Origin of the sequence: Streptomyces sp. P3, assembly GCF_003032475.1 — a bacterium.
GTDB lineage: Bacteria > Actinomycetota > Actinomycetes > Streptomycetales > Streptomycetaceae > Streptomyces.
This window is the reverse complement of record NZ_CP028369.1, coordinates 6,137,225-6,149,636: the sequence shown is the minus strand read 5'-3', so window position 1 is coordinate 6,149,636 and position 12,412 is coordinate 6,137,225. Positions and strand designations below refer to the sequence as shown.

General features: G+C 69.9%; 14 protein-coding genes. 10 read left to right on the top strand and 4 right to left on the bottom strand.

What is annotated here, in order from left to right:
* Positions 1–18 precede the first annotated feature (18 nt).
* The 6 genes from C6376_RS27245 (at position 19) to C6376_RS27220 (ending at position 4,871) form a co-directional block, all read left to right on the top strand.
* Positions 19–1,704 (top strand): ribonuclease J, encoded by a 1,686-nt coding sequence (locus C6376_RS27245; protein WP_107445856.1) that lies wholly within the window; start codon positions 19–21, stop codon positions 1,702–1,704.
* A 164-nt stretch (positions 1,705–1,868) separates the two neighbouring features.
* Positions 1,869–2,630, top strand: coding sequence for a spermidine synthase (locus tag C6376_RS27240; protein WP_107445855.1), 762 nt, complete (start codon positions 1,869–1,871; stop codon positions 2,628–2,630).
* Between the two features lie 227 nt (positions 2,631–2,857).
* The gene (locus tag C6376_RS27235) at positions 2,858–3,274 is read left to right on the top strand and encodes an SRPBCC family protein (protein WP_107445854.1); all 417 of its coding nucleotides are present in this window, start codon (positions 2,858–2,860) and stop codon (positions 3,272–3,274) included.
* On the top strand, positions 3,274–3,702 hold the full coding sequence (locus C6376_RS27230; RefSeq protein WP_107445853.1) for a MarR family winged helix-turn-helix transcriptional regulator: 429 nt from the start codon (positions 3,274–3,276) through the stop codon (positions 3,700–3,702). Before C6376_RS27235 ends, C6376_RS27230 begins: the two co-directional genes overlap by 1 nt.
* 307 nt (positions 3,703–4,009) lie before the next feature.
* The gene (locus C6376_RS27225; protein WP_107445852.1) at positions 4,010–4,423 is read left to right on the top strand and encodes a cytidine deaminase; all 414 of its coding nucleotides are present in this window, start codon (positions 4,010–4,012) and stop codon (positions 4,421–4,423) included.
* 184 nt (positions 4,424–4,607) lie between these two features.
* Positions 4,608–4,871 (top strand): hypothetical protein, encoded by a 264-nt coding sequence (locus C6376_RS27220; RefSeq protein WP_107445851.1) that lies wholly within the window; start codon positions 4,608–4,610, stop codon positions 4,869–4,871.
* A 122-nt stretch (positions 4,872–4,993) separates the two neighbouring features.
* On the opposite strand, the gene C6376_RS27215 is transcribed toward C6376_RS27220, so the two are convergent.
* Both C6376_RS27215 and C6376_RS27210 read right to left on the bottom strand, forming a co-directional pair.
* On the bottom strand, positions 4,994–5,560 hold the full coding sequence (locus C6376_RS27215; RefSeq protein WP_107445850.1) for a GNAT family N-acetyltransferase: 567 nt from the start codon (positions 5,558–5,560) through the stop codon (positions 4,994–4,996).
* Positions 5,561–5,718: 158 nt separating this feature from the next.
* On the bottom strand, positions 5,719–6,156 hold the full coding sequence (locus C6376_RS27210; RefSeq protein WP_107445849.1) for an Lrp/AsnC family transcriptional regulator: 438 nt from the start codon (positions 6,154–6,156) through the stop codon (positions 5,719–5,721).
* 169 nt (positions 6,157–6,325) lie between these two features.
* On the opposite strand from C6376_RS27210, the gene C6376_RS27205 reads away from it, so the two are divergent.
* The gene (locus C6376_RS27205) at positions 6,326–7,600 is read left to right on the top strand and encodes an ArgE/DapE family deacylase (protein WP_254076067.1); all 1,275 of its coding nucleotides are present in this window, start codon (positions 6,326–6,328) and stop codon (positions 7,598–7,600) included.
* Positions 7,601–7,897: 297 nt separating this feature from the next.
* Here the strand turns inward: C6376_RS27205 and C6376_RS27200 are convergent, their stop codons facing one another.
* Positions 7,898–8,470 carry a TetR/AcrR family transcriptional regulator gene (locus C6376_RS27200; RefSeq protein WP_107445847.1) on the bottom strand — a complete coding sequence of 191 codons (573 nt, stop codon included), beginning with the start codon at positions 8,468–8,470 and terminating at the stop codon, positions 7,898–7,900.
* 101 nt (positions 8,471–8,571) lie between these two features.
* Here C6376_RS27200 and C6376_RS27195 point away from each other — a divergent pair, with 101 nt between their 5' ends.
* The 3 genes from C6376_RS27195 to C6376_RS27185 all read left to right on the top strand — a co-directional run bounded on the left by C6376_RS27195 (position 8,572) and on the right by C6376_RS27185 (position 9,716).
* Entirely contained in the window at positions 8,572–8,880 is a 309-nt protein-coding gene (locus C6376_RS27195) for a hypothetical protein (protein ID WP_107445846.1), read from the top strand.
* An 84-nt stretch (positions 8,881–8,964) separates the two neighbouring features.
* Positions 8,965–9,114, top strand: a complete 150-nt coding sequence (locus tag C6376_RS27190) for a VOC family protein (RefSeq protein ID WP_216825610.1) — start codon at positions 8,965–8,967, stop codon at positions 9,112–9,114.
* Between the two features lie 188 nt (positions 9,115–9,302).
* On the top strand, positions 9,303–9,716 hold the full coding sequence (locus C6376_RS27185) for a WhiB family transcriptional regulator (protein WP_367881054.1): 414 nt from the start codon (positions 9,303–9,305) through the stop codon (positions 9,714–9,716).
* A gap of 65 nt (positions 9,717–9,781) precedes the next feature.
* On the opposite strand, the gene C6376_RS27180 is transcribed toward C6376_RS27185, so the two are convergent.
* Positions 9,782–11,323 carry a polysaccharide lyase family 1 protein gene (locus C6376_RS27180; RefSeq protein ID WP_107445844.1) on the bottom strand — a complete coding sequence of 514 codons (1,542 nt, stop codon included), beginning with the start codon at positions 11,321–11,323 and terminating at the stop codon, positions 9,782–9,784.
* Positions 11,324–12,412 lie beyond the last annotated feature (1,089 nt).

Sequence of the window (12,412 nt, the reverse complement as noted above, 5' to 3'; positions counted from 1 at the left end):
CTTCGATAACGTGAGGTCATGAGCCATCCGCACCCAGAACTCAAAGCCGCCCCGCCGTTGCCCGAAGGCGGGCTGAGGGTCACCGCCTTGGGCGGCTTGGGCGAAATCGGTCGCAACATGACCGTCTTCGAGCATGCCGGCAAGCTGTTGATCGTGGACTGCGGTGTGCTGTTCCCCGAGGAGAACCAGCCCGGGGTGGATGTGATCCTGCCCGACTTCACCTCGATCCGGGACCGCCTGGACGACATCGTGGGCATCGTGCTCACCCACGGCCACGAGGATCACATCGGCGGCGTGCCCTATCTGCTGCGGGAGCGGTCGGACATCCCGGTCGTCGGCTCGAAGCTCACCCTCGCGTTCCTGGAGGCCAAGCTCAAGGAGCACGGCATCCGCCCCCGCACGGTGCGCGTACGCGAGGGCGACCGGCGCCGCTTCGGCCCGTTCGACTGCGAGTTCGTCGCGGTCAACCACTCCATCCCGGACAGTCTCGCGGTCGCGATCCGCACCGGCGCCGGGATGGTGCTGCACACCGGCGACTTCAAGATGGACCAGTTCCCCCTGGACGACCGGATCACGGACCTGCGCGCCTTCGCCCGACTCGGCGAGGAGGGCGTGGACCTGTTCCTCACCGACTCCACCAACGCCGAGGTCCCCGGCTTCACCACCTCCGAACGCGAACTGAACCCCGCGATCGAGCAGGTCATGCGCACCGCGCCACGCCGAGTCATCGTCTCCAGCTTCGCCAGCCATGTGCACCGCATCCAGCAGATCCTGGACGCCGCCCACCAGCACGGCCGCAAGGTGGCCTTCGTGGGCCGTTCGATGGTCCGCAACATGGGCATCGCCCGCGACCTCGGCTACCTCAAGGTCCCGTCCGGGCTGGTCGTGAACGCCAAGGAGCTGGAGAAGCTGCCGGACCACCGGATCACCCTGGTGTGCACGGGCTCCCAGGGCGAACCGATGGCCGCGCTGTCGCGGATGGCCAACCGCGACCACGCGATCCGCATCGGCAAGGGCGACACCGTCCTGCTCGCCAGCTCCCTCATCCCCGGCAACGAGAACGCCATCTACCGGGTGATCAACGGTCTGACCCGATGGGGCGCCAACGTCGTCCACAAGGGCAACGCCAAGGTGCACGTGTCCGGTCACGCCAGCGCCGGGGAACTCGTCTACTGCTACAACATCGTCCGTCCCCGCAACGTCATGCCCGTCCACGGGGAGTTCCGCCACCTGCGGGCCAACGCCGACCTCGCCATCCGCACCGGCGTCGACCCGGACCGCGTCGTCATCGCGGAGGACGGCGTCGTCGTCGACCTCGTCGACGGCCGTGCCTCGATCACCGGCAAGGTGCCCGCCGGGAACGTCTACGTGGACGGTATGGAAGTCGGCGGCGCGACCGAGGCGTCCCTCAAGGACCGGGTCACGCTCGCCCAGGAGGGCGTCATCACGGTCGTCGCCATCGTCGACGCCGACACCGGTGCCCTCGCCGAGGCTCCCGACTTCCTGGCGCGCGGCTTCGTCCACGACGACGCCACCTTCGAGCCGGTCGTTCCCGTCATCGAGAAGACACTGGCCAACGCCGCACAGGAAGGCGTCGGCGACGCCCACCAGCTCGAACAGCTCATCGCCCGCGCCGTGGCCAACTGGGCCTTCCGCACGCACCGTCGCAGGCCGCTGATCATCCCCGTCATCATCGACGCCTGATCGCGCCCGCCGCCCCGGTTCCCCCCGCTCCCCGCCGGAGCGGGGCATCCGTCACCGTACCGGCCGCGGCGCCCCGCAGCCCGTGAACGCTCTCGGGCGGGTCTGCGCCGGTCCGGGCCGCCTCGCCAGAACGTCAGAACGTCACAATCCCGAAAGGTGAACGGATGGGCCTGCGCTTCGAGGAGATCGACTGGCAACCGACGCCCATCGGCGAGATCAGTCTGCGACGCCGTCGCCACCCGGTCTCGGGCGACGACGTGTACGAGGTGAAGCTCGGTGACGAGTTCCTGATGTCCAGTCTCTTCACCACCGGCGAGATCGCGCTCACGGAACTCGGACTGGCCGAGCTGCCGGACACCGACGGACCCGAACTTGACGTGGCGGTCGGTGGACTCGGGCTCGGCTACACCGCCAGGGCGGCCCTGGACGATCCCCGCGTGCGCTCGCTGACCGTGATCGAAGCGCTGCCCGCGGTCATCGACTGGCACCAGCGGCACCTGGTGCCCCTCGGATCCCGGCTCACCTCGGACGCCCGCTGCCGCCTGACACAAGGCGACTTCTTCGCGCTGGCCGCCGACCCCCGCGGCCTGGACCCCGAGGTCCCGGGCCGTCGCTTCGACGCCGTCCTGCTGGACGTCGACCACTCGCCGCGCCACGTGCTCCACCCACGCCATGCGGCCCTCTACCGTCCCGCGGGGCTCCGCGCCCTCGCCGCGCATCTGCGCCCCGGCGGGGTGTTCGCGCTGTGGTCGAACGATCCACCGGACGAGCAGTTCATGTCCGCGCTCTCGGAGGTCTTCGCCCGCACGGCGGCTCGGGTCGTCGACTTCGACAACGCCCGCCAGAACGGCACGTCGACCAACACGGTCTACGTGGCCGGCACGGCGCCCGGCACACCGCCTTCCGGCAAGGCCCCTTCCGCGTAGTCCGCCTCGGCACCAGCCGCCCTACCCGGGCAGGCATGACCGCCATGACGCCCGTCCGCCCACGCTCCGCAGGAGGAGCGCACCCGGATCCGGCTCGCCGAAATTAGTGACATGGACACGACAACGTCAAGGTGGACGGGGTGGCGTGGCGGAGCGACCACTCCCCCCTGGACAGATAGTCGTCGCGCAGATAGTCTATGGACACATCATCTTCGCAGGAGGAAACCATGTGGGAGTACGAACACGCCATCGAGACCGGCGCCACCCCCGACGCGATCTGGCAGCTCTGGGCCGACGTCGACAACTGGGGTGTCTGGAACGCCGAGATCGAGAAGATCGAGATGGACGGCCCGTTCGCGGCGGGCACCCGGATCACGATGACACCGCCCGGGGACGACCCGATCGTGCTCAGCATCGCCGAAACCAGGCAGGACGAACTGTTCGTCGACGAAGCCCGCTTCGGTGACCTGCTGTTCCGAACGACGCACCGGATCGACCCGATCGGCCACGACCGGGTCCGAGTGGTGTACCGCATGGAGATCACCGGCCCCGGGGCCGACGAGGCCGGCGCCCAGATCGGGCCGGGGATCACCGCCGACTGGCCCGACACCATGGCGTCGCTGGTCGAACTGGCGCTGCGCTGATGCCCCTGCGCCCCGAGGACAGCCCGGGACTGCTGCTCTGGCACGCCACACTGCGCTGGCAGCGCGACATCGCCGCAGCGCTGACCCCCCTCGAACTCACCCATGTCCAGTTCGTGTTGCTCGCCTGCACCTGGTGGCTCAACTCCCAGGGCGAACACCCCAACCAGCTGGCTCTGGCCCGACAGGCGGGCACCGACGTCAAGATGACCTCCCAGGTCCTTCGCACCCTGGAGCACAAGGGACTCATCGAGCGCGAGACCGACCCTGCCGACACGCGCGCCAAGCGACTGCGCGTCACCGACGTCGGCGCCGAGCTGGCCCCACGCGCGATCGCGGCCGTCGAGCTGGCCGACGCGCACTTCTTCGAGCCGGTGCCCGTCGAGGAGGCGGTGGCGCTCCTCCGCCGGCTGGCCCGTCCGCACCCCTGAAACCCCGGTGCCGAAACACCGCGGGGCGCCGGACCCGGGCCGGTCTCCGCAGACGGCGGCGTCCGTGCCGACCCGCCGCGCACAGCGTCCGGAGCTGCCCGGCCGCCGTCGGCCGGGGGCGACGTTCCCGGTACGCCGTCAACCTGCTGTCACCTGCTGCCGGGGCCCCGCCCCCAGCAGGGCCAGCACCCGTTCCCGGCTCTCCCCCGTCGGCGCACTCCCCGTGATCGCAGGCGAAGCCGATATTCCCTTGCGCGCGCTCGTCGCACAAGTCAACGTCATCTGACACCTCACGAAGGCGAAGAAGATGACCACGCAGACCCACCCCGTCGACCACGAGCTCATCCAGGCCGCAGCGCAGGTCGCCCGAACCCGCTGTCGGGGCGACAACCACACCGTGGCAGCCGCGGCCCGCGATCGTGACGGTCGGATCATCACCGCGGTGAACGCGTACCACTTCACCGGCGGCCCCTGCGCCGAGCTGGTCCTCATCGGCACGGCAGCCGGTCAGGGGACCTACGAGCTGGACACGATCGTCGCCGTGGGCGACCGCGAGCGCGGAGTGATCCCGCCGTGCGGCCGGTGCCGGCAGGTCCTCCTCGACTACTTCCCCGCTCTCAAGGTCATCGTCGGCGATGGCGACCGCGTCCGCACCGTCCTGGTCACCGACCTGCTGCCCCACACCTACGTCTGGGCCGACCACCAGCTCGACGCGGAGTGAACCGCCGGTTCCGTCGTCGGCCGCCGACCGTTGTGCTGTCGGCCGTGCGGAGGGCACACCGTAGGTGGGGTGGGCGGAGCGCCGGCAGCCGTACTGACGCTCGACGTGCGAGCGGGCGTCCACCGGGTCATCTTGGGGGGAGAGGCGGTATGCCGTCGCCGTCACCTCCCCGTCTGGAGGCACCATGCAGTACGACCCAACGGACGCCCAGAAGAAGGCCTTTGAGGAGAGCGAGGCCGATCCTCGCAGAGTCGGCGAGCACACGGGCCACGTCCGGGAAACCACCCGGGTGAGACTGACGGACAACGGGCTGGGTGGGCCCGACCCGAGTGAGCGCATCCGCTGCCTGTCCTGCCCGTGCCCCGACTTCCAGGCCGGCGGCCCGCTCGGGAGATGCAGACGCAGCAGCTGTCGCCACGCGATCAGCGAGCACGACCTGCCCACCTGAGCACCCGGTGGATCGAGCGGATCGACGTCACTGGGAGCGGCCGCCGCGAGAATGACGCCCGTCTCCCGATCCCCCGATCCACCGACCCTCCTGCGGACGGGCGCGAGGGTGTCCGCGGCTCGTCAGTGGCTCGCGCGACGTACGTGCAGGTGGCCCGGGTGGGGGAAGGAGGGTGGCGCCGCAGGCAGAACGCGGTGGAAGTCGAACCGGCTCTTCTGCGCGACCCGGCACGACGCCCGGTTGTCCACCTGGTGAAGGAGTTCCAGACGCTCCAGCCCGTCGGCTTCGAAGGCGTCGAAGGCCCAGCCGCAGAGTGCTTCGACAGCGCGGGAGGCCACTCCCTTCCCACGGGCGTGGGCAGCGGTCCAGTAGCCCACCTCGGCGGCCGGTTCACCGGGCGCGACGGCCTTGAGGACCACGCTTCCGAGCAACGACCCGCGGTGGCCTTCGGGTTGCTCCTCGAGGACGGCGAAGTTGAACCGGTCCCGCGCCGACCAGCTCTGCTGCTGGGACCGCACCCACCGCGTCCCGTCTGCTTCGTTCTCCACGATGTGGCTCGTCCACCGGCGCAGTTCGGCATCCCGGAACACCTCGACCAGCGGCGCTGCCTCCGCCAGGCTCCAGGGGCGAAGAACGAGAGCGGGAGCAGCCGGCGTCGCGGCGACCCGGAGAACGACAGGACTGATCACCGGCCGATCATATGCGGCAGCGCCCTCACCGGAGCCCGACCTGCTCCGCCCTGTCCTGCCGCTTCGGTTTCCGCTCCCGTGAGTCGGCCCCTTTGAGTGTCACAGTCGGCCGGCGGACGGCGTGAGCCTCGGCGCTCGTGGTGATCCCATGGTGTCGATCACACGCGAGGCCGGTTCAGCAGCCGGGAGAGCACGATGGCGCTCTCGGTCCGTTCGACGGGAGCGGTGGCGCGCACGCGTTGGATGGCCTGTTCCAGATGCGTGATGTCTCTGGCGAGCATGTGGACGACTGCGTCCGCGGCACCGGAGACGGTACAGGCTTCGACGACCTCGGGGATGCCCTCCAGGGCTTGGCACAGTTCGGCGGGGGTGGGATTGCCGGTGCAGTAGATCTCGACGAAAGCCTCGGTGTGCCAGGCCAACGCCTGAGGATCGATGAGAGCGGTGAAGCCGCGGATCGCGCCGGTTGCCACCAGCCGGTCGAGACGCCGCTTGGCGGCGGGCGCGGACAGCCCGGCCGCCCTGCCGATCTGGGCGTACGGGGCGCGTGCGTGGTGCAGCACGTAGCGGATGATCGCTTGATCGATGGCGTCCATGACCTCACTCCAGACGTCGGAGCCCGCGACTCAGCGCAAGAAATGGCCGTGGACCCGCTGACATTGCAAGAAAGCGACAGTAGGCAGCATTAAATGGCGATTGTTTGCGTTGTCCGCCGAACATAGTCTCCGGCTTGTCCTGATGTCACGTGCCGGGAGAAGTGTCGAGATGACAGCGAGTCTGAGCGATGTGGAAGCCTCGGCACTGGCCGCGGTGGACGAGGCGGCCATCGCCCGGTTGCTGCTGGAACTTCTCGCGGTCCCGAGCGTGACGGGTAGCGCCGCGGAGTCCGAGATCCAGCACGTCCTGGCCCGGCGTCTGGAGCGGATGGACCTCGATGTCGACCTGTGGTCCATGAACCTGCCCGAGCTGCGTGCCCATCCCCGGTTTCCCGGCAGCGAGGCCCCGCGCACGGAGGCGTGGGGCCTGGTGGGCGGCACGCGGCCCCGGGGCGACGGGCCGACCCTGGTCCTCCAGGGACACGTCGACGTCGTCCCTTCCGGGGACCTGGCGCGATGGGCGGGTGACCCCTTCCGCCCCCGGGTCGCCGGGGACGTGGTGTACGCACGAGGAGCGTGCGACATGAAGGCGGGGATGGTGGCGATACTCGCCGCCCTGGCCGCGATACGGGAGGCCGGCGCAAGGCTGCGCGGCCAGATGTCCGCGCACTTCGTGGTCAGCGAAGAGGACGGAGGACTCGGAGCGTTCGGCACCCTCGAGCGCGGCCACACCGGTGACGCCTGCATCATCACCGAACCGACCAGCGGTGCGCTCATGACGGCGAACGCCGGTGCCCTGACCTTTCGCATCCAGGTACCCGGCCGGGCCACCCACGGCAGCACCAGATACGTGGGAGTGAGCGCCATCGACGCATACCTGCCCATCCACCGCGCGCTCGCCGACCTGGAAGCCCGCCGCAACGCCGGCTGCGACCCGCTCATGTCCGAATACCCCATCCCCTACCCGCTGTCCGTCGGCACCGTCCATTCCGGCGACTGGGCCAGCAGCGTGCCCGACCTGCTGGTGGCCGAAGGAAGGCTGGGCGTCCGGCTGGGCGAGGATCCGGCCCGGGCACGCAGCGAACTGGAGGCGTGCGTGGCCGAGGCCTGCGCGGCCGACCCCTGGCTGCGCTCCCACCCGGCCACGGTGACGTGGCCCGGCGGACAGTTCGCCAGCGGACGGCTGCCCGCCGGGCATCCGCTCACGGCCCGGGTCGGCAACGCGCACGCCGACGTCACCGGCGGCCCGCGACCGGCTGAGCGAGGCGCCCCATACGGCAGTGACCTGCGACTGTACGCCGGGGCGGGCATCCCCACGCTGCAGTACGGCCCCGGCGACGTACGCCACGCACACGGCCCACAGGAACAGGTCCGCGTGAGCGAAGTCGTCACCGTCACCCGGGCACTGGTGCTCGCCGCACTGCGCACGGTCGGCACGAAGTAGTAGCCCCCGGCGGAGGCGCCGACAGTACGGCAGCGCGGCAGCGCCGAAGTGGCCGACCGCAGTGGTCAATGGCCGACTCAGGCGCTCAGTCACAAGATCACGCAGCCGGGAGCGTCAGCCGACTCTGTGAACCGAGTCGACGGCGCTGGGGGCCGGTGATCAGTGAAGACACGAGGGGACAGGGCCGTGCGGCCAAAATGTTGCGTCACAGCAACACCCGGCCCAGGCGGCATTGTGCATGCCATGGCAGAAGCCTGATCGTGTCAGCGCGCCGCGTTGTTGTGTTCCGGCACGGGTTCAGCCCGAGCTCGGGAGGCCGGCGAGCAGGGCCGCGGCAGCTCTGTCGAAAGGGGCGATGCTGCCGGCGGCGCGACACAGGATGTGGGCGCCTTCGAGTGTGACGATCATGAGTGTGGCCAGATCAGCGGCCTGGGACGAGCTCATTCCGGCGTGGGTGAGTTTTCCGGCGAGTTCGCCGCCCCATCCGGTGAATGCTTCGGCCGCGACAGCACGCAGGCCGCTCTGGTCGGCGATGGCCGCACCGCCGTCGACGGTGACCGCCGCGATGGCGCAGCCGCCGCCCCCGGCGGACGCCTGCACCACGGGGCGGACGCCGCCAAGGAACGCCTCCACGACGTCGCGTGGCGTGCGGGCCGGCAGTTCGTGCAGGTGGCCGCGGACGTCTTCGGCGTTGCGGCGGGCGGCTTCGAGTGCGAGTTGCTGTTTGCCGCCCGGGAAATGGTGATAGATCGCCCCGCGCGCGGCGCCGCTCTCGGCCAGGACGTCGGTGAAGGACATCGCGGCCAGGCCGTGGCGCTGCAGCAGCCCGATTGCTGCGCTGATCATGCGGGCCTTCGTGTCCGCGGCCATCGCGACCTCCTTGACTAGTACGACCATCCTAGTCCATGCTCCCCACTAGGACGCACGTACTAGTGGGGCGGACTGAACAGCCCCCAACCCGGAGGTTCGTGATGGGCAAGACATTTCTCTACACCGAGATCCAGACGGCAGTGCCGTTCGATCAGTTCGACTGGCGCCAGATCAATACCGCGCTGAAGACCGCGCCGGGCCTGATCCGCAAGACGTGGTTGTCCGGCATCGGAACGCACACCCTGGGCGGCTTCTACGAGTTCGACAGCGCCCAGAACGCCCTGGCCTTCGCCCAGGGCCCCTTCGCCGAGGAAGCCCGCCGGGCCGGAGCCCCGGCAACGACACGACTGTTCGACGGCGACATCGTCAAAGACGCCAGCATCGATCTGAACTCGCCCTACTACACCTGACACCGAAGGTTGCCGCCAAATCGGCTCTGAACACCGCCTCGCCCCACCACCGGGGCGAGGCGGCCTGAAGCGAAAGTCACCGCGATGAACATCACGCGGCACCCCGAGAACACCGTGAGCTGGATCGACCTCGGCACCCCCGCCATGGCAACGACGGTGGCCTTCTGCACCGCACTGTTCGGCTGGACCGTCGCCCAACCGGACTCGCCCAGCGGGCCCGACCGCTCGGTGTGACCGGAGTTCACCGAACCGCCAACGAAGACATGGTCGTGCGTGATCCCACCGGAGCCCTGCTCGGCCTTACCCAGCACGCCCGATAGCTGACGGTGGTGAGGCCGGGCAGGGTCGCGCGCACCGAGCGCTCTCGCTGGCGTCGTCAGCAAGCGGCCTCGATCGCAGGCCGCCGTCACCCCCTATCGCAAATGAGACATACAAGCCTAAGATGCTCGGAACCTCTGCCGGAGTCGCGGCGCTGTGGCGCGCCGCGACCATCGCTCGTCCTGCCCTCGGGCGGCTTTGAGAGGTGCACCATGACCCGCTCATGTTGCGAATACCCGGAACCGGACGACTGGCGCGATCGCGCCGCCTGTATCGGAGAGGATCCCGAGATCTTCTTTCCGCTGTCGGACGTCGCAGCTCCCGGCACGGAGGCGTCGCGGGCCCGCGCTGTCTGCCGCCGCTGCGCCGTGCTCCTCGCCTGCCGCGACTGGGCCCTCGAGCACGGCGAAGACGACGGGATCTGGGGCGCCACCACGGCTGCCCAGCGTCGTGCCATCCGAAGAGCGGCCATGGAGCCGGCGCCGCGAGCCAGACGCCACGGGGTCGGGGCGGGATGAGCCGAGGGGCCGGCGGGAGGGAACCGGCCGGCCGCCTGTGCGGCCGGCCCGGCGTCGCCGTTCGGTCAGGCGTAGGTCTCGAACTCGGCCACCTTCGGCGTGGCGCTCGACCCCGTGATCTCGAAGGTGACCTTCTTCAGCGAGGTGGCGGTGAAGGAGATCGCGCCCGCTCCGCTGCCCGAGGACAGCACCGCCCCGGTGTCGCCGTTGAGCACCCGCCAGGAACGGATGCCGCCTGCGGCTCCGGCGGCCTCCCGGAGGGTCACCTTGGAGATGGCGGTCGTCGTCCCCCACTTGATCGAGATGGATCCGGTGGAACCGGCCGGTGACCAGTACGTGCTCGTGTCGCCGTCGCGGACATTGCCGTAGCTGGTGCCGGACGCCTTGCTGGAGCCGTCGGCGGCGGCGCCGAGGCTCAGGTTGGCCCCGGTGGGTGCCGATGTCGCACTGGGAGTCGGCGTCGGCGTGGGATTCGGGGTGGGCGTCGCGGTCGGCGTCGTCGCGGCGCAGTTGCCGTCCGACACCTTGAGGCCGGTGTTCGCGCCCGCCGTCGCGGTCACGATCGACGGCACGCAGGACGCCGCGTCCAGACTGTAGGCGTAGGGAATGGCGACGGTCGTGTTCGACGTCGGGTTCGGTCCTGCGGGGTTGTTGTCCTCGCCCCGCGGCGTCCACGTCACGTTGTCGAAGACGTTCCCGCCGACCTGCCAGTATCCCGGCAGGTCGGTGTAGAAGGTGCCGAGGACGTCCTTGGAGTCCTTGAAGTAGTTGTTGTCGACCTTGGCCTTGCCGCCGGCGCGGGGATTGATGCCCGATTCGTTCAGCCTGACGTAGTAGTTGTTGTAGATGTGCGCGGTCGCGCCACGCAGCAGGGGTGTACGGGAGTCGATGTTCTCGTACCGATTGTGGTGGAAGGTGACCGGACCGTTGCCGAGGTCGCTGTCGCTGGAGCCGACGAGGCCTCCTCGACCGGAGTTGCGCAGGACGCTGTAGGACAGGGTCACGTACCGGGTGTCGTCCTTCATGTCGAACAGAGCGTCGTAACCGGCTGATTCGCCGCCGGAGGCGGTCAGCGTGGCGTGGTCGACCCAGACGTTGTGCACGTCGCTCTCCATGCCGATGGCATCGCCGCCGTTGGAGGTCGGCGAGCCGGACTTCTTCACGTTCTGGACGGTCACGTTCTGCACGATGATGTTGCTCGACTGGCGGAGGTGGATGCCGATCTGATCGAACACGGCTCCACCGCCGACGCCGACGAGGGTGACGTTGCTGATCCCCTTCAGCTCGATCACGCCGGCGGCGGTGTTGCAGCTGGCGCCCGACACCTTCGCGGTGTTGCCGACGGTGACGGTCCCCTCGACCTGGATGACGATCGGGGTGCTGCTGCTGGCCCGGCTGCACAGGGCCTGGTGGATCTGGGTGCCGGTGGTGGCCCTGACCGTCGCCCCTCCGGCGCCGCCGGTGGTGCCGCCGTTCTGGGTGGCGAACCCGGTCGCGCCGGCGCCTGCCGCCGACGCGGCGGGCAGCGACAGGACCATGCCGGTCGCCGCCGCCAGGGTCAGCGTGCCGAGCGCCGCGGAGAGTCGCAGAGCGACTGGCTTTCTCATTCTCGCCTCGTTTTCGTCGTCGAGTACCGGGGGTGGCGAGCACGTCGTGCCCGGCACCGGGGCCCGTCGAGTCCACACAAAAATGGCATGCTCATGACATTGCGCGCCACAGCAGGCCCCTGCCGGCTCGTGCGGATCTCTGCGCCCATCCCGCAAGGACGGTGGTGTCACCGAGGTACGGGCGGACCGTGCTGCTGCGGCACCGGCGGGCGGTGCCGCTGCCGTACCGGCCATGTGCCGCGGTGTCGGCCACGAGAACGCCGCGCGGGCGACTCCTCGGGGCGTGGGTTGACATACGGATGCCACGGCAGCCCGGGCTGGACGCCGCCGGAGGCAGGAACGACCGGGCAAACCGAACTGCGGAACTCCCGGCGATCCACGGTGCACGAGCCCGCCGCCACGGCCACGGCCACGGCGCGAGCGTGACGCATCTACGGTCCGGAGCACAGCCCGGAGTGCGCCCCGGTGTTCCGGCGCGGCGGCATCCCGGTGCGGTCAGCCCGGGTCAACCCCGCGCCGGATCGGTTGCGGCGCGCGGCATGCCCCACGGCTGGTGCCGCGGACCGCTTGCCCGGCAAGGTCAGGAGTACCGGGAAAGCGCTTTCTCCCCGTGAGGATAGGATGGCCGGTCGCGGGTGACAAGTATGTGAACGTCGATCGGTCGACAGGAAATCGCCACCGCTCGCAAGACTTGAGCCGTTCCCCAGATGACGTGACACGCACGAGGAAACAGGGCGCCCCGTCCTGCCAAGCCACCCGTATCTCACGTTCACATGCATGAACGGCGTGTCGATCCGTCGCGGCGGTGGGCGCGCCGGGGGCGTTCCCACAGCCTGGCCGAAGCGCGAGGGTGAGGTGCGGCTCAGGGGCGGCTCAGGCGCGTGTCGCCGGCACCCGTGGTGCAGCGTCCGTCCGAGGCCTGCCGTTCGTGGCCCGCGGCTCGGTGGCGACCGTCACCGTGGCAACGGCCGACCTGGCGGCCGACGACGATCTCGCCGTCTTGACCGCGGCGCCGGGGCACGGCCGTCACTCACACCGAGGACGCCGGGACCGGGCGCCACCCGATGTCAGGGGTGGCGCCCGGTCCGG

Bases quoted from the DNA above. Each gene is read 5' to 3' on its own strand.
- C6376_RS27245 (WP_107445856.1), top strand. From the start codon at position 19: ATGAGCCATCCGCACCCAGAACTCAAAGCCGCCCCGCCGTTGCCCGAA.
- C6376_RS27240 (WP_107445855.1), top strand. From the start codon at position 1,869: ATGGGCCTGCGCTTCGAGGAGATCGACTGGCAACCGACGCCCATCGGC.
- C6376_RS27235 (WP_107445854.1), top strand. From the start codon at position 2,858: ATGTGGGAGTACGAACACGCCATCGAGACCGGCGCCACCCCCGACGCG.
- C6376_RS27230 (WP_107445853.1), top strand. From the start codon at position 3,274: ATGCCCCTGCGCCCCGAGGACAGCCCGGGACTGCTGCTCTGGCACGCC.
- C6376_RS27225 (WP_107445852.1), top strand. From the start codon at position 4,010: ATGACCACGCAGACCCACCCCGTCGACCACGAGCTCATCCAGGCCGCA.
- C6376_RS27220 (WP_107445851.1), top strand. From the start codon at position 4,608: ATGCAGTACGACCCAACGGACGCCCAGAAGAAGGCCTTTGAGGAGAGC.
- C6376_RS27210 (WP_107445849.1), bottom strand. From the start codon at position 6,156: ATGGACGCCATCGATCAAGCGATCATCCGCTACGTGCTGCACCACGCA.
- C6376_RS27205 (WP_254076067.1), top strand. From the start codon at position 6,326: ATGACAGCGAGTCTGAGCGATGTGGAAGCCTCGGCACTGGCCGCGGTG.
- C6376_RS27200 (WP_107445847.1), bottom strand. From the start codon at position 8,470: ATGGCCGCGGACACGAAGGCCCGCATGATCAGCGCAGCAATCGGGCTG.
- C6376_RS27195 (WP_107445846.1), top strand. From the start codon at position 8,572: ATGGGCAAGACATTTCTCTACACCGAGATCCAGACGGCAGTGCCGTTC.
- C6376_RS27190 (WP_216825610.1), top strand. From the start codon at position 8,965: ATGAACATCACGCGGCACCCCGAGAACACCGTGAGCTGGATCGACCTC.
- C6376_RS27185 (WP_367881054.1), top strand. From the start codon at position 9,303: ATGAGACATACAAGCCTAAGATGCTCGGAACCTCTGCCGGAGTCGCGG.
- C6376_RS27180 (WP_107445844.1), bottom strand. From the start codon at position 11,323: ATGAGAAAGCCAGTCGCTCTGCGACTCTCCGCGGCGCTCGGCACGCTG.